The sequence below is a fragment of the Streptomyces sp. B8-7 genome (genome assembly GCF_058833805.1).
In genome coordinates, this window is sequence record NZ_JBYRRL010000001.1 from 1,906,610 (window position 1) to 1,927,716 (window position 21,107).

Here is a 21,107-nt window from a genome sequence, read left to right on the forward strand (position 1 = left end):
ACCGGGCCGGGCCCGCGCCCCCTGCCGGTCCCGCCGGCCGCCCTCCTCCCGGGGGTGACCGGCCCCCGCGCCCGCCGGTCCCCGTGCCCGCACCCCCCGACACCGGACCCCTCAGCCTCGGAGCATCCACCGTGACGCCTGAACCCCGCACCCCGGCCGGAACGGACGAGCCGGCCCTCCTCGCCCCGCCCCCCGGCTGCCCCGCACACGCCACCGGCCCGGGCGGCCTGCACCGGCTGTACGGCGCCGCCGCGGCCGACCTGGGCGACCTGTACGAGAAACTGCGGGACGACCACGGGCCCGTCGCCCCCGCGCTGCTCCACGACGACGTGCCGATCTGGGTGGTGCTCGGCCACGCCGAGAACCTGCACATGGTGCGCACCCCCTCCCAGTACACGCGGGACAGCCGGATCTGGACCCCGCTGCTGGAAGGCATGGTCAAGCCCGACCATCCGCTGATGCCGCACATCGCCTGGCAGCCGATCTGCTCCCACGCCGAGGGCGACGAGCACCTGCGGCTGCGGGGCGCGGTCACCGGTGCCATGTCGACCATCGACCACCGGGGGCTGCGCCGGCACATCAACCGCTACACGCAGCGGCTGGTCAACCAGTTCTGCGAGGAGGGGCGGGCCGACCTCGTCGGCCAGTTCGCCGAGCACCTGCCGATGGCCGTCATGTGCGAGGTCCTCGGCATGCCCGAGGAGTACAACGACCGCCTCGTCCAGTCCGCCCGCGACGCGCTCAAGGGCACCGAGACCGCCATCGCCAGCAACGCCTACGTGATGGACGCCCTCGGCCGGCTCACCGCCCGCCGCCGGGCGGAACCCCGCGAGGACTTCACCAGCTTCCTGATCACCCACCCGGCGGCCCTGACCGACGACGAGGTCCGCGAACACCTGCGGGTGGTGCTCTACGCCGCCTACGAGGCGACCGTGAACCTGCTGTCCAACGCGATCCGCATGGTGCTCACCGACCCCCGCTTCCGTGCCCGGCTCAACGGCGGGCAGATGACCGTGCCCGAGGCCGTCGAGCAGTCGCTGTGGGACGAGCCGCCGTTCAGCACCGTGTTCGCCTACTTCGCCAAGCAGGACACCGAACTGGGCGGACAGCGCATCCGCCGCGGGGACGGGCTGCTGTTCGCACCCGCCCCCGGCAACGTGGACCCGCGGGTCCGCCCGGACCTGGCGGTCAACATGCAGGGCAACCGCTCCCACCTGTCGTTCGGCGGCGGTCCGCACGAATGCCCCGGCCAGGACATCGGCCGGGCCATCGCCGACGTCGGGGTCGACGCGCTGCTGATGCGCCTGCCGGACGTCGAACTCGAATGCGCGGAGGAGGAGTTGGAGTGGACGGAGTCCATCGCCTCCCGGCACCTGGTGTCGCTTCCGGTGCGGTTCGCGCCGAAGGCGCAGCAGGACGTCATGGAGAAACCGTCGATCCGGCCGCTGCCCCAGCAGCGCCCGGCCTGGCAGATCGGCACCCCCGCCGCTCAGCCGGCCCCCGTCCCCGGCGCCGTACCACCGTCCGCCGGGCCGCCCGCCGCACAGCCCGCGGCGCCCGCTCCGGTCCCGGCACCCGCACCGGCGCGCCGCCTCACGGTGTGGCAGCGGATCCGGCGGTGGTGGCGCGGCGCCTGACCGGCCGGCCGGGGTGCGGGGCGGTCGGGCGGTGCGGCTATCCGCCCGGCCCGGGGTGCCGGGCGGCCGGCTCTTCCGGCCGGCCGGCGGCCCAGTCGGCGTACGACGTCCACGCGGCGAGCTGCCGCTCGCTGACGAAGCGGTGCCGTACGCCGGTGACCGGGTCGGTGAACTCCAGCGCCCGCGCCAGCAACTGCAGCGGCCGCCGGAAGTCGCCGGCCGCTGCGGGCGGGGCGGGCTCCGGGTAGAGGGGGTCGCCGAGGACGGGCACGCCGAGCCTGCTCATGTGGACGCGCAGCTGGTGGGTCTGTCCGGTGGCGGGGACGAGCCGGTAGCGGGCCCGGCTGCCGCCGCGCTGCTCGGCGAGCTCGATGCGGCTGACGGCGTTCGGCTCGCCCTCGACCTCCCGCGCGGTCAGCACGCCCCGCTCCTTCACGATCCGGCTCCGCACCGTGCGCGGCAGGCCGAGGCGGGGATCGTAGGGGGCGACGGCCTCGTACTCCTTGCGGACCAGACGGTCGCCGAACAGGGTCTGGTACGCGCCGCGCTCCTCGGGCCGGACCGTGAACAGCACCAGGCCGGCGGTCAGCCGGTCCAGCCGGTGTGCGGCGCCCAGCGCGGGGATGCCCAGCTCGTGCCGCAGCCGGGCGAGCGCGGTCTGGGTGACGTGCGAGCCGCGCGGCGTGGTGGCCAGGAAGTGCGGCTTGTCGGCGACGACGATGTGCTCGTCGCGGTACACGACCGGCACCGGGTACGGCACCGGCGCCTCCGGGGCGAGATCGCGGTGGAACCACACGTACAGACCGGGCACGTAGGCGCTGTCGGCGGCGACGGGCCGTCCGTCGGCGGTCACGACCCGGCCCTCGTCCAGCATCCGCCGTACGGCCCCGGGCCCTGCGCCGGACAGGCGGTCCGCCAGGTGGTCACCGACCGTGGCCCAGGCCCCCTCGCCCGGCAGCCGCACCCGCACCGGGTCCACCCCGTCGCGCTGCGGCAGCGGGGAGGGCGGGGGCGGAGTACGTCGGCGCATGGTCCGGCAAGCCTACGCCGCCGGGCACGGCCGCCCCGCCCCGCGCGGGCGCCGCACCGCCGCGGGCGGTGCGGCGGTGCGGCGCCCGCGGCGGTGCCGGCCGCAGGTGGGCACCGCCGCACACCGCACCGGGCGGGGACGCCGGCATGCCGGGCGGCTGCGGCTACGCGGCCGGGGCCGTGCCTTCCTGCTCGTGCTCGATGCGGGCGTTCCACTCGCGCTTGGAGGCCTGCCAGCCGTCCTCGTTGTGGCCGAGCCGCCAGTAGCCGGAGATCGACAGGTCCTCGCGCGGGACCCGCCGTTCCACCCGCAGCAGATGGCGCAGCTCCTTCACCCAGCTCGCCTCGCCGTGCACGAAGGCGTGCACCCGGCCCTCGGGCCACTCCAGTGCCCGCACCGCCTCGGCGAGGAGGGTGCCCACCCGCCGGCCGCCGCGGTGCAGCCAGACGACCTCCGCCGCGGTGTCGATCTTCAGCTCCTCCCCGGGCCCGGCGACCTCCACGAAGGCGTGGACCACGGCGTCGTCCGGCAGCGCCTCCAGGGCCGCGGCGATCGCGGGCAGGGCGCTCTCGTCACCGACGAGCAGATGCCAGTCGGCGACGGGATCGGGCGTGTAGGCGCCGCCGGGGCCCAGGAAGCGGACGGTCTCCCCGGGCCGGACCCGGGTCGCCCAGGGGCCGGCCAGGCCCTCGTCGCCGTGCACGACGAAGTCCAGGGCCAGTTCGCGTGCCTCGGGGTCCCAGGTCCGCACGGTGTAGGTGCGGGTCACCGGCCACTTCTCGCGCGGGAACTCCTCGCGGATCCGCTGCAGGTCGAAGGGCTCGGGGTAGGTCGCGCCCCCCGACGGGAAGAGCAGCTTCACGTAGTGGTCGGTGTGGGTGCCCGCCGAGAAGTCGGCGAGTCCGTCGCCGCCGAGCACCACGCGGTGCAGGTGCGGGGTCAGCCGCTCGGTGCGGACGACCTGCGCGGAATAGTGCCTCCGTGCCCCGCGGGCCGGACCTGATGCCATGGCGGTCTCCCTGTTTCCCTTGCTTAGGTATACCTAAGTTAGCACTGCCTCTCTGACGTGTGTCTGACCCGGCGCCGGCCGGGCACCGGCCCGGCTCACGCGCCCAGTGTCAGCAGCAGCCGGTGCAACGAGTTGCCCAGTCCCCAGTGTGCGCCCAGCCGGGCCACCGCCGCGGGGTCGCGCGGAGCGCGCGGCAGACGGGGGTCGACGTCGGGCAGCGGCACGTCGGCGGCGACCCGCACCACCGTGGGGGCGACCGAGAGGTACGGCCGCGCCTGGGTGAGGCGGGTGCGCTGGGACGGCGTGAGCCGGGCCCCTGGGTCGTCCACCGCGGCCATGATCCCGGCCAGGTCGCCGAACTCGGCGAGCAGCTTCGCCGCCGTCTTCTCGCCGATGCCGGGCACGCCGGGCAGGCCGTCGCTGGGGTCGCCGCGCAGCAGCGCCAGGTCGGCGTAGCCGGGCCCGTCCACACCGTACTTCTCCCGCAGCACCGCCTCGTCGGTGAGCTGGAGGGTGCCCACGCCCTTGAGCGGGTACAGCACGCGCACCCCGCGGGCGTCGTCCACCAGCTGGTACAGGTCGCGGTCGCCGGTGACGATGTCGACGGGGCCGGTGGCGCGCGCGGTGAAGGTGCCGATGACGTCGTCGGCCTCGTAGCCCGCGACGCCGACCCGGGCGATGCCGATCGCGTCCAGCACCTCCTCGATGACGGGCACCTGCGGCGAGAGGGTGTCCGGCACCTCCTCCTCGTCGGGTCCCGCCTCGTGCTCCTCGGCGACCCGGTGCGCCTTGTACGAGGGGATCAGGTCGACCCGCCACTGCGGCCGCCAGTCGGCGTCCATGCAGGCGACCAGTTCGTCGGGGCGGTGGTCCTTCACGAGGCGGTCGATGAACTCCAGCAGTCCGCGCACGGCGTTCACCGGGGTGCCGTCCGGGGCCTTCACGGACTCCGGTACGCCGAAGTAGGCGCGGAAGTAGAGCGAGGCGGTGTCGAGGAGCATCAGTCGTCCGGTCACGCCCCGCATCATGCCGTACCCCGTCGGCGGCGACCCCGCGGTGGGTGCCCGGCGCGGCCCACGCGCGGGTGCGCTGCCGGGGCGCGGCCGGGTGGCGACGCCGTGCGGAGCGGACACGGGCCCCGGGCGGGCCCCGGGGTGCGTCGTGGGCGAACGGCGTGGCGTCGTGCGGTCCGTGCTGTGCCGTCGTGCGGTCCCGCGGCACACCGTCGTGGGGCCGGCGCCGAGGAGCACGCGCGGCTCCGCCCGTACGGCCACCACATGGATCCGGACAACCACGCAGAGCCACGTCAGGGCCTGCGAACCGGACGGGAGCGGCCCGGAGTTCGGTCAGGGGCGGGACGGGGCACCCGGACCGTGGGCGGAACCCCGCCCGCCGGGTCCGGAAGGCGGCTGACCGCTGGCGTGATCTGTGGGGTCGCGCCGGGGCCGGTGTGTCGGCGATGTGACGGGCGCATGAAACAGTTTGCCGAACCTGCGTAGGGTGCAGACACGTCAGGAGAAGACAGCGGGAGAATTCACAGTGGGCGGCGTGCGGGACGGCCGGCCGCCGGGCGGGGACCAGCGAAGGAGGGAGCCGGAGCGATGGGCGACCACAAGGACCAGCCCCTGCGCGTGGGCGCGGCCGTGCGGCGGCGCCGCCGGGCACTGGACCTCACCCTCGCCGTCGTGGCCGAACGCAGCGGCCTGTCGGTGCCTTTCCTGAGCCAGATCGAGAACGACCGGGCGCGGCCGAGCACCGGCTCCCTGGAGAAGGTCGCGGACGCCCTGCGCACGACGGCCGTGGAACTGCTCGCCGCCGCCGACCCGGCGTGCAGCGTCGACGTGGTGCGGGCGGCGGAGCCCGGGCACGGCGCCGGTCCGCGGGCGCGCTCCCTGGTCCGCGGCCACCATCAGATGCACGCCTCGGAGTTCACCGGCGACCATGAGGCGGGCCGCGAGTTCCAGTACCGCAACGACCAGTTGCTGTACGTCGCCGACGGCGGTGTGGAGGTCGAGGCGGAGGGCCGCGCGTACCGGCTGGGCCGCGGCGACACCCTGTACCTCACCGGGGGAGTGCGGCACCGCTGGCGGGCGACGGGGCCCGACACGCGGGTGGTCGTGGTCGCCGTCGCCGAGCACATCGAGGCCGTCGAGGACCGGTCCCGCTGATGCGGGTCGTCTCCCTCGTGCCGTCGCTCACGGAGGCCGTCGCGGTGTCCGTGCCCGGAGTGCTGGTGGGTGCGACCGACTGGTGTGTCCGACCGGAGGACCTGGACGTGATGCGGGTCGGCGGCACCAAGAACCCCGCCGTCGACCGGATCGTCGCGCTCCGCCCGGACCTGGTCGTCGCCAACGAGGAGGAGAACCGCGCGCCCGACCTGGACGCCCTGCGGGCCGCCGGCGTGCCGGTGCTGGTCACCGAGGTGCGGGACGTGCCGCAGGCCTTCGGTGAACTGGCCCGGGTGCTGCGCGCCTGCGGGGCGGCCGCCGCGCCGCGCTGGCTGGACGAGGCGCGGGCCGCGTGGGCGGCGCCGCCCGCCCCGCCCGGCCGGGCGACGGCCGTGGTGCCGGTCTGGCGGCGGCCCTGGATGGTGCTGGGCCGGGACACCTTCGCCGGCGATGTGCTGGCACGCCTCGGCGTCGACCACCTGTACGCCGGGCACGCCGAACGCTATCCGCGCGTCCCGCTGGCGGAACTGCGCGCCGCGTCCCCGGACGTGGTGGTGCTGCCGGACGAGCCCTACCGGTTCACCGCGGAGGACGGCCCCGAGGCGTTCGCGGGGCTGCCCTGCGCGCTCGTCGACGGCCGTCACCTCACCTGGTACGGGCCGTCGCTGGCGCAGGCGCCGCTGGTGCTGGGCGAGGCCCTGCGAGCAGCTCTCCGCTGACCAGCCCCCGTACGGTGCCCGCGGCGGCGGCCGCCCACGCGGCGACCAGCACGCCGTACAGGGCCACCGTGAGCACGTCGTAGGCGGCGAGAGAGGTGTGCCGGGCCAGCGAGGCGGCGCCGGTCACACAGGTGCCCACCGGGAAGGTGAGGGCCCACCAGGTCATCGCGAACCGCATGCCGTGCCGCCGCGCCCGCACCAGGTGCGCCGTGGCGAGGCTCAGCCAGAGCAGCGCGAAGCCCATCACCGGCACCCCGTACAGGACCGCCAGCAGCGTGAAGCCGTCGGCGTACGGCGCGGGCACCACACCCGGCGCGACGTCCGCGAAGTGGCCGACGGCGGTGGTGGACTGCCCGAGCGGGCCCAGTACCAGGAACAGTGCCGGGGTGAGCGCCACGGGCAGCGGCCCGCCCGTGACCAGCCGCGTGAAGACCAGCGGCAGCATCAGCAGCGTCGCCAGCAGGCTCAGCCCGAACAGCGCGACACAGGCGTACAGCAGGGTGGCGCGGGCCTGCCCCGGCGGCAGGTGCGGCACCAGCTGCGGGCCGAGCGCCGCCGCCACCATGGGTGCGACCAGCGGCAGCAGCCACACGGGTGTGGCCTGTCCGGGACCGACGCGGTGACGTACGGCCATCAGGTACGGCACCGTGACGGCCGCCGCCAGCCCCACCGCGGTGCCGGCGCCGAACAGCACGGCGTCCAGCGCCACCGCCGCCCGGCCGCCCGTCCAGTCCCGCCCCGCGGTCAGTGCGCCCCCGCCGACGGCGAGCAGAGCCATCGACAGGCAGCCGTAGAACGGCGCGGTCGCCGGGTCCAGGAGGTGCGCGCGAGCCTGGTCGCGGTGGTGACGCCAGTGCACGGCGCGGGCTGCCAGCAGCAGGACCAGCAGAACGAGGGACAGTGCCCACAGGGGGGCGCGCAGCGGCCGCAGCGCGGGCAGCTGGGCCGGCATCGCGGTGGCGAGGACGGCGGTGCCCATGACCGTCGCGTACCAGTTCGGCCCGAGGTGCCGGAAGGCCGCCGTGCCGCGCGGTGCGGCGGCGGGCGGGGCGGGGGAGCGCGGTGCGGCAGGCGCGGGGGCGCGCGGCGGGATGGCGGTGACCATGCCCCCACCCTCGTCCCGCCGCGCCGTCGCGACCAGGGAGGACGGGTCTATCACGGCATAAGGTGGGGTTATGGGCAGCAGGGACGGGCAGGAGCACGGGCAGGGACACGGGCAGGGACACGGGCAGGGCGGGGACCGGCGGCCGGGCGGGGCGTCGCTGGCGCACCGGGTGCCGGATCTGGGCGCCCTGGAGCTGTTGCTGGCCGTGGCCCGGCTGGGCAGCCTCGGCGCGGCGGCCCGTGAGGTCGGCATCACCCAGCCCGCCGCGAGCAGCCGCGTCCGTTCCATGGAACGCCAGCTCGGGGTGGCCCTGGTGGACCGTTCGCCGCGGGGCTCACGCCTCACGGACGCGGGCGCGCTGGTGACGGACTGGGCGCGGCGGGTGGTGGAGGCGGCCGAGGCGTTCGACGCGGGGGCGCAGGCGCTGCGCGACCGGCGCGACTCCCGGCTTCGGGTCGCGGCCAGCATGACCATCGCCGAGTACCTGCTGCCGGGCTGGCTGCTGGCGCTGCGCGCCGGACGCCCCGACACCGCGGTGTCCCTGCACGCCGGCAACTCCGCCGCCGTCGCGGAACTGCTGCTGTCCGACGAGGCGGACCTGGGGTTCGTGGAGGGGCGCACGGTACCGGCCGGACTGGACTCCGTGGTCGTCGCCCGGGACCGGCTGATCGTGGTCACCGCCCCCGGCCACCCCTGGGCCCGGCGCCGCCGCCCGCTGGAGGCCGCCGAGCTGGCCACCACGCCCCTGATCCTGCGGGAGAAGGGCTCCGGGACCCGGCAGGTCCTGGACACCGCGCTCGGCGGCCTGGCCCGCCCGCTGATCGAGCTGTCCTCGACCACGGCCGTGAAGGCCGCCGTGGTGAGCGGCGCGGGCCCGGCCGTGCTCAGCGAACTGGCGGTACGTGAGGAACTGGCGATGCGGCGCCTGGTGAGCGTGCCCGTCGACGACGTCGCCCTGGCCCGGGACCTGCGCGCGGTCTGGCCCACGGGGCACAAGCCGGTGGGCCCGGCCCGGGACCTGCTCTCCCTGACCCGAGGCTAGCCGGTGCGGTGACCGGGACGGCTCACCGGCTCGCGGCGTCCGGCACACCTTCCCGGCCGCAGAGCGGCAGGGGCGGGCCGGGCGGGGTCCACCGCGGTCCGGCGGCGCCCCGAAGGGGGCGGGGAACCGCGCGGCCGGCCACGACGACGCTGCGGTCGGCCGACGCCGTGGCGCGGCTCTCCGGCGGAGCGCCGAGCGCCGCGACCGCGCCGAGCGCCGGGAAGGCCGGGGCGGGCCGCCGCACGCGTGGGCCGCGCCCCGACGGGCCGTCACCGCCCTTCCGCACACGTCCTGTTCGCCGGGCGGCGCCCGGAGGCATCCGGGGGGCGTACCCCGGGCCCTGGGGGACGCTTCCCCGGGCCACGCCCTACAGTGCCGGAGTGAGCATGACACCGCCGCCCGGCTGGTACCCCGACCCGCACGCCCCGCACCTGGAGCGCTGGTGGGACGGGTCTGCCTGGACCGGGCACCGGCGCACCCCCGAGGGCGACGGGCCGACGCCGCCGGCCGCCGGAACCTATGGGCCTGCCGGGGCGCCGGGGGCCGTAGGGCCCGGGGCAGGGCGGGCCCGGGTCGTGGCGCTGACCGTGGCGGGCGCGGTGCTGGTCGCCGCGATCACCACCGGCGCCGTGCTGCTCGGCGGAGGCGACGGCGGCACCCCGGCCGCTCCCGCCCCGGCCACCGGCACCGGCCCCTCGGCCACCGGCGCCCCCGCCGCGCCCGCACCGGCGACGACCGGGCCGTCCACCCCGGCACCTACCCCGCCCGGGCCGGCGTCCGGGGCCCCGTCGGTCGTCGCCGACCAGCTCAACGGCATCAGCTTCCCGCTGCCGGAGGGCTGGGTCCCGCCCGAGTACGTCACCGACCGCACGGTGGTGATGACCACCGACGGCACCTACGACTGCCCGGGCGGCGAGGGGCAGTGCCGTCACGGGCTGATCAGTTCGCGCGCGGTCGCCTCCGACGGCGCCGGCCCCGAGGCGCTCGCCAGGGCCGACATCGAGGAGGCCGCCGAGGCCGCCTACGGCCGCGACCGGCTCGGCCGGCGGCCCTTCGGCGGTATCCGCTCCCACCGTGAGACCGCGGCCGGTCCCGTCGCGGTGGCGGGCCGCGCCGGGTACTACGTCCGCTGGCGCGTGACCACCGCCGAGGGGGTCGGCGGCTACGTGCAGTCCCTCGCCTTCCCCTCCAGCGTCGGCGCCGGCTCGCCCGTGCTGGTCCGCTTCGCCCTCGACGCCGGCGCGGACGGTCCGCCGCTCACCGACATCGACGCCGTCACCGACGGCATCCGGCCCCTCGCCGACGCCGACACCGGCGGCGGCGTCGGCACCGGCGTGGGGCCGCCGGGATGAGAGCGGCCCCCGACGAGGGGGGAGAGGGCGGCCGGACGGCGGAGGACGCACGGACGGCGGAGGCCTGCCTCTTCGGCGCCGCACCCGGTGCCGTGACCGGGAGGGTCCACCGGCTCGCGGCACCCGCAGGGCGCGCCTCGCCGGGTTGTCGCACCGTCCCGGGTTGTCGCACCGTCCCGGTACGTCCCGTACGCGGGCGATGCTCCGGCGTGCGCCGCACCGCACCGGACGCCGCGGGCTCCCGGCAGACCCTCCCGGTCACTAGGGCGTGTTTCGAAAGTCCCGCCTGCCTGGCGGCGTCTGGCACGCACGCTCGCCGCGTTGTCGGGCTCGCCCCGATACATCCAGTATCGGGGCGACCCTCCGCCTTGCGATCGCACGCACCAGACGCCGCCAGACCTGCCCTTCGGGCAGACGACGCTACTTTCGAAACACGCCCTCGAAGATCACTGAAAATCTTGCTGTGAGGGTGGTTCCGCCGGTGGCGGGGCCGCCCTCCGTGCTTCATGGTGTGGCCGGGGTCAGGGTCCACGTGCCGTCGTTGGCGGGTCGAGGCCGAGGTTGATGAGTCGGCGGAGGTTGAGGGCGGCGGCTCGGTTGCGGAGCCAGGTGTCGTTCTTGAGGGTGCCGAGGTAGCGGAGTCTGCGGTTGCCTTTGGCGGTCAGCCAGGCGATGCCGCGTTCGACGGGTGGCCGCCAGCGGCGGTAGGTGTCCTTCCAGACGGGGTCGGCGGCCTGGGCACGGGCGTCGGCCAGGCGCCGGTGCTAGGGGGTGGACCCGCAGGACGCGGCCGGTCTTGGAGGTGGTGCAGCGTTCGCGCAGCGGGCATCCGGTGCACAGCGTCTTGAACTGGACCTGACGGAACCCTCCTTCAGGGGCTTGCCGAGCGGGAGGGTGTGCCCTCCGGGCAGGTGACCTGGCTGGTCTCGGTGTCGATGTGGAAGTCGTCGCTGGTGAAGCCGCCGGGGACCGCCATCCGGAGCGGCGGCGGTTTGAGGATCGCGTCGTGGCCGGCCTGTTCGAGGTGTTCGCGCAGGTCCGGCGGTGCCGTAGGCGGAATCGCCGAGCACTTCGACCGGTTCGGTCTCGTCTGCCAGGAGGTCCTCGGCGACTCTCGCCTCGTGGTTGGCGGGCCCGCTGCCGGGGGCCAGGGCGACCTCGGTGAACAGGCCGGTCTCCGGCTCCACGGCAGCGTGGCCCTTGAAGCCCTCCTGGTGGCGGGTGCGGTTCTTGTGGATGTGTCTGGCCTCGGGGTCCACGGTGGAGACCACCCGGTCAGGGGCGGTGCCGCGGGTGATGCGCCAGCGGCCGTCGCGGCCGTCGGAGTCCTCGGCGGGCTCGACATCCTGGCCGGCGACCAGTGCCAGCAGGCCGACCGCGTTCGCCGCCCGCTCGCCCAGCTCCTGCTCAGGCAGACGGCCCAGCAGGTTGAGCGCGTCGCTCACCAGCGCGTCGACCAGCTCGGCGCGGGCCTGCTCATCGTCCCAGGCGATCCTCGGCTTGCCCGCATCGGCGTAGTCGTGCGCCGCTAAGTACGTGGCGGCGACCTGGCCGGCGCCGGGCGCCTCGCGGATCACCCGGCGGATGGCCGAGATCAGCTGGGTGACCGTGTCCTGGGTGGCCACCGCGTCGTCGAACACCGTGGAGTCCAGCGCGCGGCGCCGCTTCCCGCGCAGGATGCCGGTGGCGGCCACGACCTCCTTGACCCGGGTGAAGATCCGCCCGGGTCCGCCGAGCGCTGCAGACGGCGCCGGAAGTAGGTCAGCAGCGAGAAGAACGCGGTGTCGTACAGGCCCAGCCCGCATGCCGCCTTCCACCGCAGGTCGCACCGCAGCTCCAGCACAGTCTCCACGTCCGAGGTCCCGAACAGGCTCTGCAGCACCACCGCCGCCGCCAGCACCTGCGGCGGCAACGACGGCCGGCCGTTGGCCGAGGGGTACATGTCCGCGAACATCTCCGGCGGCAGCAACCGCTCGCGGTGCTCGGCCAGGAACGCGAACACACTCCCCGCCGGGATCAGCTCCCGGCAGGTCTCCCATACATCCGGCCCGACCGGCTCCCAGCCCGTCCCCTGCACACACAACAGTCTGGCCCCGCGTCAGCACACGCGGGGCCAGAACCGAAGATTTTCAGTGATCTTCTAGAGGAAGGTGCGGCCCTCACCGCGGTACGTCGGCACCGTGGCGGTCACCCGGTCGCCCTCCACCAGGTGCAGCACGTCGAACCGCTCGCACAGCTCACCGGCCTTGGCGTGCCGGAACCACACCTTGTCACCGATCAGCAGGTCGTCGGCCGGTGCGCCCAGCAGCGGAGTCTGCACCTCGCCCGCGCCCTCCCGGGGGTCGTGGCGCAATCCCTCCGGCAGATACGGCACCGGCAGCCGGTCCGCTCCCGGCGCGCCGGAGGCGGGGTACCCGCCCCCGAGGACCGTGACGACGCCGACCCCGGGCCGGCGCACCACCGGCTGCGCGAACAGCGCGGCCGGACGCCCGCTGAACGACGTGTAGTTGTCGAACAGCCGCGGCACGTACAGTCCCGACCCGGCCGCGACCTCGGTCACGGCGTCCTCCGCGGCCGTGTGCTGCACACTGCCGGTGCCACCGCCGTTGACGAACTCCAGCCCCGGCGCGACCGCCCGCACCGCCGCCACCGCGGCCGCGCGCCGCTCGGCCAGTTCGCGGCGGGCCGCGGCCTGCATCAGCCGGATCGCCCGTGACCGCAGCGGCCGGCCGGCCACCGTGTCGCCGACGCCCGCGACATGACCCTCGTAGGCCATGACGCCCACCAGCCGGAAGCCCGGCCGCCGCTCCACCGTCCGCGCCAGCGCGGCGAGCCGGCCCGGGGAGTGCAGCGGGGACCGCAGCGCCCCGACCCGCACCCGGCCGCCCAGCAGCTTCAGGGACGTGTCCAACTCCAGGCAGACGCGCACCACTTCACCGCCGCCCGCCCGCGACGCCTCGATCAGGTCGAGCTGCGCCGGATCGTCGACCATCACCGTCACCGCGGCGGCCAGTTTCGGATCGGCCGTCAGCTCGGCGAATCCGGCCCGGTCCGCCGACGGATACGCCAGCAGGACGTCGTCGAAGCCGGAACGGGCCAGCCACAGCGACTCGGCCAGCGTGAACGACATGATCCCGGTGAAGCCGTCCATGGCCATGACCCGCTCCAGCAGGGCCCGGCAGCGCACGGACTTGCTCGCGACCCGGACCGGCTTCCCGCCGGACCGGCGCACCAGATCGGCCGCGTTGGCGTCGAAGGCCTCCAGATCCACGATCGCGACGGGGGCGTCGAGAAGGGCGGTGGCCCGGTCGTAACGGGCCCGGTCGGCGGCGCGCGCAGTCATGAACGCAGCCTGCCAGACAGGATTACCGCAGGGTAGGGGGACGATCCGGGCAGATGCCTCCGGCTCGCGGACCGGTTCCCCCAAGCCCCGGGGCAACCCGTAGAGTGACGCGCACGCACGCGGCGACGACCCCGGACCGGACCGGCTCGCGAGGGCCCGCCCGTACGGGCACCGGCACGGCACGACGAAACGGGGGGCGCATGAGCACGGAAGCGCGACGCCCCCCGGTCCCGCCCCGTCCCGGCACCCCGCCGAAGCCGGCACCGCCCCCCGGCCCGCCTCTGCCCGCCGTACCCGCGGACCCCCCGCCGCGTTCCGCCGCGCGGCCCGACCGCGCCGCGCCGGACAGCGCACCGGCTGCACCGGCTGCACCGGCTGCACCGGCCGGGACGTCCGGGCCGCTCGTGCCGGCGCCGGACGCGGCGCGGACCCCGGACGCGGCTCGTCGGCCGGGCGAGCCCGCCGCGGCGGCCCGCACCGATGCCCCCCGCCCCGTCGGCCACCCCGCCGAACCGGCCGCGGGCGCCGAGCCCGCGCCGCCCGCGAGGTCCGGCGAGCCCGCGCCGTTCGGGAGGTCCGGCGAGCCCGCGCGGCCCGGGAGGTCCGGCGAGCCCGCGCCGTCCGCCGGGTCCGGCGGGCCGGCCGGGTTCCCGGGGCCGCGGGACCTCCCCGGGTCCGCCCGGCCGCCCGGGTCCGCCGGGTCCGCCGGGTCCGCCGGGTCCGCCGGACCTGCCCGGTCCGGCGAGTCCGTCCGGGACGCTGCCGGTGCTTCCGGCGCGCCGCGCCGGTTCCCGCGCTTCCCCGCACAGCCGGGCGGCGGCGCGAGTCCGCCGCGGTCCCGGTCCACCGCGCCGCCGCCCGCCGCCTCGTCCCGCTTCCCGGACACCCCTGCGCGCCGTCCCGGGACCCCGCACCCGCCCTCCCGGCCCGTGCCGCCGCCGGGCGCCGTGCCGGGGCCCGCCGCCCCACCGGCCCCGTCGCCGGTGGTCTCCCCGGCTCCGCCGCAGCCGTCGGCCCCGGCACCTGCCCCCGCCCCGGTGACGCGGCCCGCCCTTCCGCGGGGCGAGGCCGTAGCGGGGACCGCGGCAGGGCTGCGCCCGGCCCTCCCCGCGCCCGGCCCGGCCCCGGACGTCGGCCCGGGCGGGGCCCCCGGCCCCGGATCGCCGCCCCGTCAGCCGTCCCGCGGACCCGACCCCGCCCTGTCCTGGGGCGCTCCGGCCCCGCGGCCCGTCGTCACCTTCGGGGCGCCCGAGATGCCCGAGGGGGGCCACGAGGAGCAGCCGCGGTCCGTCCGCCGCACGGGGCGCGTCGTCGCGGCGGCCCTGTGCGTCGTCCTCGGCCTCGGACTGATCGGCGGGGCGGCGGCCGGCACCTGGCTGGCCGGCGGCTCCCCGGAGGAACGCCGGCACAGTGCCTTCGCCGCCGCGGGCGAGCTCTGGCACAACGTGCCCGTCGACCGTCTCTTCCCCGCCACCGTGCAGGGCACCGGCGCCGGCCCCGGCGGCGCCGACCGCACCTGGACCAGGGTCGCCGTCGCCCCGGACTCCGGCTGCGCCGAGGCCTTCGACCCGCTGCTGCGGAGGGTCCTCGCCCCGGTGGGCTGCCGGCGCCTGCTGCGCGCCACCTACACGGACGCCACGCAGAGCCATGTCACCACCGTGGGGCTGCTGTTCACCAACGGTGACGCGGCGGCCATGCGCGACCTGGACGGCCGCTTCGCGGCAGAGGGCCTGGACGAGCGCACCGACCTGATGCCCCGCCCCTACGCCGCGCCCGGCACCGTCGCCGCGGGCTTCGGCGTCCGCCAGCGCGCCTCCTGGACGGTGTCCGTGCTCACCGACGCACCCGTCGTCGTGTACGCCGTCTCCGGCTGGGCGGACGCCCGCACGGTGGACGAACCGCAGCCCGCCGCCGACGCCACCCGCGGCTCGGCCACCGCCGCCCCCGCCCAGGCCGGCCTGGGCCACGAGGCGCGGGGCCTCGCCGACCGGATCGAGCGCGGCCTGCGCAAGGACGCCGCCGCGGCCACGGAGCAGCCGTCATGACCCGACGTACGACCGCCGCGACCGCCCTGCTGGGCGGCGTCCTCGCCGCCTCCCTCGCCCTGGTGCCGGCCACCGTCGCGCACGCCGACGTGATCCGTGCCAAGCAGTGGGCCCTGGAGGCCCTGCACACGGCGCAGGCCTGGCAGACCACGAAGGGCGAGGGCATCACCGTCGCCGTCCTCGACACCGGCGTCGACGACAGCCACCCCGACCTCGTCGGCAGCGTGCTCCCGGCCAAGGACATGGTCGGGTTCGGCGCCGGGCAGGGCGACCACGCCTGGGCCCGGCACGGCACCGCCATGGCCGGGATCATCGCCGGGCACGGACACGGCCCCGGCGGCGCGGACGGTGTGCTGGGCATCGCGCCGGCCGCGAAGATCCTCCCGGTGCGGGTCATCCTGGAGGACGGCGACCCCTCCCGGAGCAGGGCCCGCAAGACGCGCGGCAACGCCCTCGCCGAGGGCATCCGCTGGGCCGCCGACCACGGCGCCGACGTCATCAACCTGTCCCTCGGCGACGACTCCCGTTCCGCCCACCCGGAACCCGCCGAGGACGAAGCGGTCCAGTACGCCCTCGCGAAGGGCGCCGTCGTGGTCGCCTCGGCCGGGAACGGCGGCGAGAAGGGCGACCACATCTCCTACCCGGCCGCGTACCCGGGCGTCGTCGCGGCGACCGCCGTCGACAAGTTCGGCACCCGCGCCTCCTTCTCCACCCGCCGCTGGTACGCCACCGTCAGCGCGCCCGGTGTGGACGTCGTCATAGCCGACCCCGACCGCAAGTACTACGAGGGCTGGGGCACCAGCGCGGCCGCCGCCTTCGTCTCCGGAGCGGCCGCCCTGGTCAAGTCCGCCCACCCCGGCCTGGCCCCGGCCCAGGTCAAACGGCTCCTCGAGGACACGGCCCGCAACGCCCCCCAGGGCGGCCGCGACGACTCCCGGGGCTTCGGCTTCGTGGACCCGGCCGCGGCCATCGAGGCGGCGGCCCGTGCGGAGCCGGAGGGCCCGGTGTCCGCCGCCTACGGCCGGGAGTACTTCGGCGACGGCCCCGACCGGCCCGAAGCCGAGGACGGCCCGGTGGCCTGGGCGGGCCTCCTGGCCGGCGGCGCCGGGGCCGTGCTGCTGGCGGCCGCGGTGCTCCTGTGGCGCGGCCGCCGGACGATCCTCTAGCAGCCCCGCAGCCCCGCAGCCCCGCAGCCCCGCAGCCCCGCAGCCCGTTACCTTCTTCGTAGAGCGCGGTGCGGGCTCGTGGCCTCCGGGGCCCTCCGGGCGGCCCGGCCCGGGCCCGAGCGACGTGCCCGGCCGAGGTGTCCCCGGGCTCCCGGGACACTCCGCACCGGTGTCGCCGCGGCCCGCCGCCGGCCCCGCGGCCGGCGGCGGGCCGCGCGCCCGGCCGCTACGCCCCCGTCGCGAGCACGTCCACCGCGGCCCGGGCCGCCGCCTCGACCAGGGAGATCCCCGTCTCCTGCGTGGCGTTGCCGTCGGACAGCACGGCGACCAGGTAGGCGTGTCCGTCCACCGTGACCCGTCCGATGCTGTTGACGTCCCACAGGCCCGTGGTGCTCCGGGGCAGCCATCCGTTCTTCAGCGCCCACTGCGAGCCGTCCGCCGCGGCGGACACCCCCCACCGCTGCCCCTCGGCGATCCGCTCCATCAGCCCGCGCACGTACGCCTGTGAGGCAGGGCTGAGCGCGGCGTCCTCCCCGAAGTCCCCGAACACCTGCCGGAGCAGTACGAGCTGGTCCGCGGCCGTGGTCCGGGTCAGCCCCCACAGCGGCCCGTCGCCGCCCCGCGTGCCGGTCAGCCCCAGCCGTCCGTTCGCGGCGTCGAGGCCCGGCGCGCCGCCTATCGACTCCCACAGCGCCGACGCGGAGGCGTTGTCACTGGACTCGATCATCGCGACGGCGTACGCTTGCTCGGCCGCGGTCAGCTCCCGGTCCGCGTCCTGCGCCCGGAGCAGCAGCGCGGCCAGGATGTCGACCTTGACGACGCTCGCCGTGTCGAACGTCCCGTCGCCGTAGCCGGCGCCCGCTCCCGACTCCGGGTCCAGGACGGCCACCGACACCCGCGCCCCGTCCGCCACGGACACCTCCCGCATGGCCCGCGTGAGCTGGGCGCCCCGGTCCACCACGCGGGCCGCCACCGTCTCCGCGGGCTCCACCGTGCCCTCCGCGCCCGCCGCGGGCGGTGTCCCCTCGGTCGACGTGTCCTCCTCCCCGTCCCCCCACCCGCCGTCCGCGACCGGCGAAGCGGTCCCGGAGGGCGGCGCCACGGCTCGCGGTCCGGTGTGCACCCGGCCCACCCCCGCGGCCGCGCCCGCCACCACGACCGCGCAGGCGACAGCCGTGCACAGCGCCCGCGCCGCCCGGGCCGCACCCGCCCGCCGTACGGCCGAAGGAGCCCCGGCGGGCGGACGGCGGCGGGAACGGGCTCGGGCGGACTGCATGCCCGCGATCCTGGACGCCGTACGTGTGACGGGCGTGGGACGAGCGTGAGAGCCGGGTCAGGGAACCCTGAGAAGCACATGAGCGACCGCCCCCCGATAGGGTCGGGAACGTGGCGAACAAGAACATCCCCGACCCCGGCTTCCGCGACGACGACGGCTCCGCCGACCCCCGGCTCGCCGCCGCGCTCACCGCCTGGGCCGAGGACCGTACCGCCGTCGGCCCCGTCCTGGAGGCCCTCCGGGGCGCCCGGCTGCTCGTCCCCGTCGTCGCCGTGCTCGGTGAGGCCGAGGAGGACGAGAACGGGCTGCGCCGCGAGAAGACCAGCGACATGGCCGTGCCCACGCTGAAGGCCGGCGCCCGCACCGCACTGCCCGCCTTCACCTCCACCGCGGCGCTCGCCCGCTGGGACCCCGGGGCCCGGCCGGTGGCCGTGCCGCTGCACCAGGCGCTCCGGGCGGCCGCGCACGAGAAGGCCGACACCGTGGTCCTGGACCTGGCGGGCCCGGTCGCCTTCGAGCTGACCGGTGCCGCGCTGCTCGCCCTCGCGGAGGGCCGCACCAGTACGGATCCGCTGGCCGACCCGGCGGTCGTCGCGGCGGTCCGCGCCGTGGTCGCCGACGTCGGCGCCGTGCAGCGCGCCCACCTCGGACCCGGCCGGGCCGACGGCACGCTCGCGCTCGTCCTGCGCCCCGGCGTGCCGCAGGACGCCGGGGTCCACGCGGTCGCCCGGCGGATGGCCGCCGACGAGACGCTGCGGGCCCGCCTGGTGCACGGTCTCGACCTGGCCGTCCTGCCGGCCGGCGCCGCACCCCCGGGCGAACCCCTGTTCGTCCGCGACTGACCGCGCCCGCGTGCGGTCAGCCGTAGACCGGACCCGTGTACTTCTCGCCCGGCCCCTGACCCGGCTCGTCCGGGACGACGGACGCCTCGCGGAAGGCGAGCTGGAGCGACTTCAGGCCGTCGCGCAGCGGGGCGGCGTGGAAGGAGCTGATCTCGGTCGCGCTCGCGTCCAGCAGACCGGCGAGGGCGGTGATCAGCTTGCGGGCCTCGTCGAGGTCCTTGTACTGCTCGGAGCCGCCCTCCTGCGGGGCGAGGCCGAGCTTCACGGCGGCGGCGCTCATCAGGTTGACGGCGACCGTCACGATCACCTCCACCGCCGGCACCTCCGCGATGTCGCGGGTCATCCTGTCGAAGGCGGGCGTGTCGGAAGGGCTCTCACTCATGCCCCACACGATAGGGGCAGGACCCGGCCGGTTAGCACCACCCCCGGGATGCTGCTAACCTTGTGTGACGACCGGCTGGATGCCCCAGGACCACACCCGAGGTGCCCGGCCCGCAAGTGGAGGCTCCGATCTCCCACCCGACCGTCCTCCGGGCGGCGGGTCACCCCCGGTCAGGCGGCCGCCATCGTTCCGTACGGACGATGGAGTCGCCCGAGAGCGCGCCCCGCGGCCTTCGCGGCGGTGCTCCGGTAGTGCCATGGAGCCCCGCCTGTGATCGTCCGGGGCGTTTTTTCTGCTTCGGCGCGGTCAGGTCTACCGAACTGCAGACGTTACGCGGCTGTCCGCCAGGCCGTCGCGTGGTGCTACCGAGGAGGATCCATCAGCGCCGAGCCCCGCATCAACGACCGGATTCGCGTTCCCGAGGTGCGACTTGTCGGTCCCAGTGGCGAGCAAGTCGGCATCGTGCCGCTCGCGAAGGCACTGGAGCTTGCCCAGGAGTACGACCTCGACCTGGTCGAGGTCGCGGCGAACGCCCGTCCGCCCGTGTGCAAGCTCATGGACTACGGGAAGTTCAAGTACGAGTCGGCCATGAAGGCCCGTGAGGCGCGCAAGAACCAGGCGCACACGGTCATCAAGGAGATGAAGCTCCGGCCGAAGATCGACCCGCACGACTACGACACCAAGAAGGGTCACGTCGTCCGGTTCCTCAAGCAGGGCGACAAGGTCAAGATCACGATCATGTTCCGTGGTCGCGAGCAGTCCCGGCCCGAGCTGGGCTACCGGCTGCTGCAGCGTCTGGCGGAGGACGTCCAGGACCTCGGCTTCGTCGAGTCCAACCCCAAGCAGGACGGCCGCAACATGATCATGGTTCTCGGTCCGCACAAGAAGAAGACCGAGGCGATGGCCGAGGCCCGCCAGGCGCAGGAGGCCCGCAAGGCGTCCGCGAAGGCCAACCCCGGTCGCTCGCAGAACCCTGCCGAGGCTGAGGCGTCCGCCGAGGCGTGATCCTCGGGACGCGAGTCCCAGGATGCAACCGAAACAAGAGCGACGCTCCACCGTGCCCGGTTCTCGAACCGGGCACCGGAGCGCCACCGACGAGGAGAGTACGGCGCTATGCCGAAGAACAAGTCGCACAGCGGTGCCAGCAAGCGCTTCAAGATCACCGGCTCCGGCAAGGTGCTCCGCGAGCGCGCCGGCAAGCGCCACCTGCTTGAGCACAAGTCGTCCCGCGTGACGCGTCGCCTCACCGGCAACGCCGAGATGGCCCCGGGCGACGCCGCGAAGATCAAGAAGCTTCTCGGCAAGTGACGTGACCGGCGCCCCGCAGCGGAGCGCCGCACGTCAGGACCGGGACCCCATCGATTCCGGGCCGTGTGAGGACAACCACGGCCCCGCTACAAGGAGTTAACAAGTGGCACGCGTCAAGCGGGCAGTCAACGCCCACAAGAAGCGCCGGGCGATCCTCGAGCAGGCCTCCGGCTACCGCGGTCAGCGTTCGCGCCTGTACCGCAAGGCCAAGGAGCAGGTCACCCACTCGCTGGTCTACAACTACAACGACCGCAAGAAGCGCAAGGGTGACTTCCGCCAGCTGTGGATCCAGCGCATCAACGCCGCTGCCCGCGCCAACGGCATCACCTACAACCGCTTCATCCAGGGCCTGAAGGCCGCGAACGTCGAGGTCGACCGCAAGATCCTCGCCGAGCTCGCGGTCAACGACGCCAACGCGTTCGCCGCGCTGGTCGAGGTCGCCCAGAAGGCGCTGCCGAGCGACGTCAACGCGCCGAAGGCCGCGTGAGGCGACGCCGGCGCTGAGCCGACGCACGACGGACCCCCGGGCGCGAGCCCGCGGGTCCGTCGTCGTATGCGCCGCACACGCCACCCGGCGCCGTGCGCGTGCCACGCGCCGGCCGCACCCGTGCCCGCCGTGCCCCACCGGCCGCCCGTCCCGACAGGTCCGCGCCCCGCAGGCCCACGCCCCGCACCCCCGGCCG

18 protein-coding genes and 1 pseudogene are annotated in these 21,107 nt (G+C 75.9%); 11 read left to right on the forward strand and 8 right to left on the reverse strand.

Annotated elements, in window-relative coordinates; genetic code table 11:
• Nucleotides 1-131: 131 nt before the first annotated feature.
• Nucleotides 132-1,637 carry a cytochrome P450 gene (locus tag AC5K6T_RS07990; protein WP_493206899.1) on the forward strand — a complete coding sequence of 502 codons (1,506 nt, stop codon included), beginning with the start codon at nucleotides 132-134 and terminating at the stop codon, nucleotides 1,635-1,637.
• Nucleotides 1,638-1,674: 37 nt separating this feature from the next.
• On the opposite strand, the gene AC5K6T_RS07995 is transcribed toward AC5K6T_RS07990, so the two are convergent.
• The 3 genes from AC5K6T_RS07995 to AC5K6T_RS08005 form a co-directional block, all read right to left on the reverse strand.
• Nucleotides 1,675-2,667 (reverse strand): pseudouridine synthase, encoded by a 993-nt coding sequence (locus AC5K6T_RS07995; RefSeq protein WP_493206901.1) that lies wholly within the window; start codon nucleotides 2,665-2,667, stop codon nucleotides 1,675-1,677.
• A gap of 163 nt (nucleotides 2,668-2,830) precedes the next feature.
• Nucleotides 2,831-3,676 (reverse strand): siderophore-interacting protein, encoded by an 846-nt coding sequence (locus AC5K6T_RS08000; RefSeq protein ID WP_493206903.1) that lies wholly within the window; start codon nucleotides 3,674-3,676, stop codon nucleotides 2,831-2,833.
• A gap of 95 nt (nucleotides 3,677-3,771) precedes the next feature.
• Nucleotides 3,772-4,701 (reverse strand): 5'-3' exonuclease, encoded by a 930-nt coding sequence (locus AC5K6T_RS08005; protein ID WP_493207410.1) that lies wholly within the window; start codon nucleotides 4,699-4,701, stop codon nucleotides 3,772-3,774.
• A gap of 576 nt (nucleotides 4,702-5,277) precedes the next feature.
• Between AC5K6T_RS08005 and AC5K6T_RS08010 the strand changes: the two genes are divergently transcribed.
• Both AC5K6T_RS08010 and AC5K6T_RS08015 read left to right on the forward strand, forming a co-directional pair.
• Nucleotides 5,278-5,844, forward strand: coding sequence for a helix-turn-helix domain-containing protein (locus AC5K6T_RS08010; RefSeq protein ID WP_493206905.1), 567 nt, complete (start codon nucleotides 5,278-5,280; stop codon nucleotides 5,842-5,844).
• Nucleotides 5,844-6,563: a helical backbone metal receptor gene (locus AC5K6T_RS08015; RefSeq protein WP_493206907.1), complete on the forward strand. Its 720-nt coding sequence runs from the start codon at nucleotides 5,844-5,846 to the stop codon at nucleotides 6,561-6,563. Before AC5K6T_RS08010 ends, AC5K6T_RS08015 begins: the two co-directional genes overlap by 1 nt.
• Here AC5K6T_RS08015 and AC5K6T_RS08020 read toward each other — a convergent pair.
• Complete coding sequence (locus AC5K6T_RS08020) at nucleotides 6,490-7,668, reverse strand: TDT family transporter (RefSeq protein WP_493206909.1); 1,179 nt, start codon at nucleotides 7,666-7,668, stop codon at nucleotides 6,490-6,492. The genes AC5K6T_RS08015 and AC5K6T_RS08020 overlap by 74 nt on opposite strands.
• Before the next feature lie 70 nt (nucleotides 7,669-7,738).
• Here AC5K6T_RS08020 and AC5K6T_RS08025 point away from each other — a divergent pair, with 70 nt between their 5' ends.
• On the forward strand, nucleotides 7,739-8,710 hold the full coding sequence (locus AC5K6T_RS08025) for a LysR family transcriptional regulator (protein ID WP_493206911.1): 972 nt from the start codon (nucleotides 7,739-7,741) through the stop codon (nucleotides 8,708-8,710).
• A gap of 386 nt (nucleotides 8,711-9,096) precedes the next feature.
• Nucleotides 9,097-10,062: a DUF2510 domain-containing protein gene (locus tag AC5K6T_RS08030; RefSeq protein WP_493207412.1), complete on the forward strand. Its 966-nt coding sequence runs from the start codon at nucleotides 9,097-9,099 to the stop codon at nucleotides 10,060-10,062.
• 504 nt (nucleotides 10,063-10,566) lie between these two features.
• Here the strand turns inward: AC5K6T_RS08030 and AC5K6T_RS08035 are convergent.
• Nucleotides 10,567-12,139: pseudogene (locus AC5K6T_RS08035) on the reverse strand (IS1182 family transposase).
• A gap of 63 nt (nucleotides 12,140-12,202) precedes the next feature.
• Nucleotides 12,203-13,405, reverse strand: coding sequence for an amino acid deaminase/aldolase (locus AC5K6T_RS08040; RefSeq protein ID WP_493206913.1), 1,203 nt, complete (start codon nucleotides 13,403-13,405; stop codon nucleotides 12,203-12,205).
• A gap of 1,253 nt (nucleotides 13,406-14,658) precedes the next feature.
• Here AC5K6T_RS08040 and AC5K6T_RS08045 point away from each other — a divergent pair.
• Both AC5K6T_RS08045 and mycP read left to right on the forward strand, forming a co-directional pair.
• Nucleotides 14,659-15,450 (forward strand): hypothetical protein, encoded by a 792-nt coding sequence (locus AC5K6T_RS08045; protein WP_493206915.1) that lies wholly within the window; start codon nucleotides 14,659-14,661, stop codon nucleotides 15,448-15,450.
• The gene (gene mycP / locus AC5K6T_RS08050; protein WP_493206917.1) at nucleotides 15,447-16,616 is read left to right on the forward strand and encodes a type VII secretion-associated serine protease mycosin; all 1,170 of its coding nucleotides are present in this window, start codon (nucleotides 15,447-15,449) and stop codon (nucleotides 16,614-16,616) included. The genes AC5K6T_RS08045 and mycP overlap by 4 nt, the downstream gene beginning before the upstream one ends.
• 226 nt (nucleotides 16,617-16,842) lie before the next feature.
• Here mycP and AC5K6T_RS08055 read toward each other — a convergent pair whose 3' ends face one another.
• On the reverse strand, nucleotides 16,843-17,892 hold the full coding sequence (locus tag AC5K6T_RS08055) for a serine hydrolase (protein WP_493206919.1): 1,050 nt from the start codon (nucleotides 17,890-17,892) through the stop codon (nucleotides 16,843-16,845).
• A 110-nt stretch (nucleotides 17,893-18,002) separates the two neighbouring features.
• Between AC5K6T_RS08055 and AC5K6T_RS08060 the strand changes: the two genes are divergently transcribed.
• Nucleotides 18,003-18,734: an SseB family protein gene (locus tag AC5K6T_RS08060; RefSeq protein ID WP_493206921.1), complete on the forward strand. Its 732-nt coding sequence runs from the start codon at nucleotides 18,003-18,005 to the stop codon at nucleotides 18,732-18,734.
• Between the two features lie 16 nt (nucleotides 18,735-18,750).
• Here the strand turns inward: AC5K6T_RS08060 and AC5K6T_RS08065 are convergent, their stop codons facing one another.
• Nucleotides 18,751-19,116, reverse strand: coding sequence for a DUF1844 domain-containing protein (locus tag AC5K6T_RS08065; RefSeq protein ID WP_493206923.1), 366 nt, complete (start codon nucleotides 19,114-19,116; stop codon nucleotides 18,751-18,753).
• 378 nt (nucleotides 19,117-19,494) lie between these two features.
• Between AC5K6T_RS08065 and infC the strand changes: the two genes are divergently transcribed.
• The 3 genes from infC (at nucleotide 19,495) to rplT (ending at nucleotide 20,911) form a co-directional block, all read left to right on the forward strand.
• Nucleotides 19,495-20,121, forward strand: coding sequence for a translation initiation factor IF-3 (gene infC, locus AC5K6T_RS08070; protein ID WP_240122288.1), 627 nt, complete (start codon nucleotides 19,495-19,497; stop codon nucleotides 20,119-20,121).
• A gap of 108 nt (nucleotides 20,122-20,229) precedes the next feature.
• Entirely contained in the window at nucleotides 20,230-20,424 is a 195-nt protein-coding gene (rpmI, locus tag AC5K6T_RS08075; RefSeq protein WP_003977225.1) for a 50S ribosomal protein L35, read from the forward strand.
• A 103-nt stretch (nucleotides 20,425-20,527) separates the two neighbouring features.
• Nucleotides 20,528-20,911 carry a 50S ribosomal protein L20 gene (gene rplT / locus AC5K6T_RS08080; protein ID WP_006141703.1) on the forward strand — a complete coding sequence of 128 codons (384 nt, stop codon included), beginning with the start codon at nucleotides 20,528-20,530 and terminating at the stop codon, nucleotides 20,909-20,911.
• The last annotated feature ends 196 nt before the right edge of the window (nucleotides 20,912-21,107 follow it).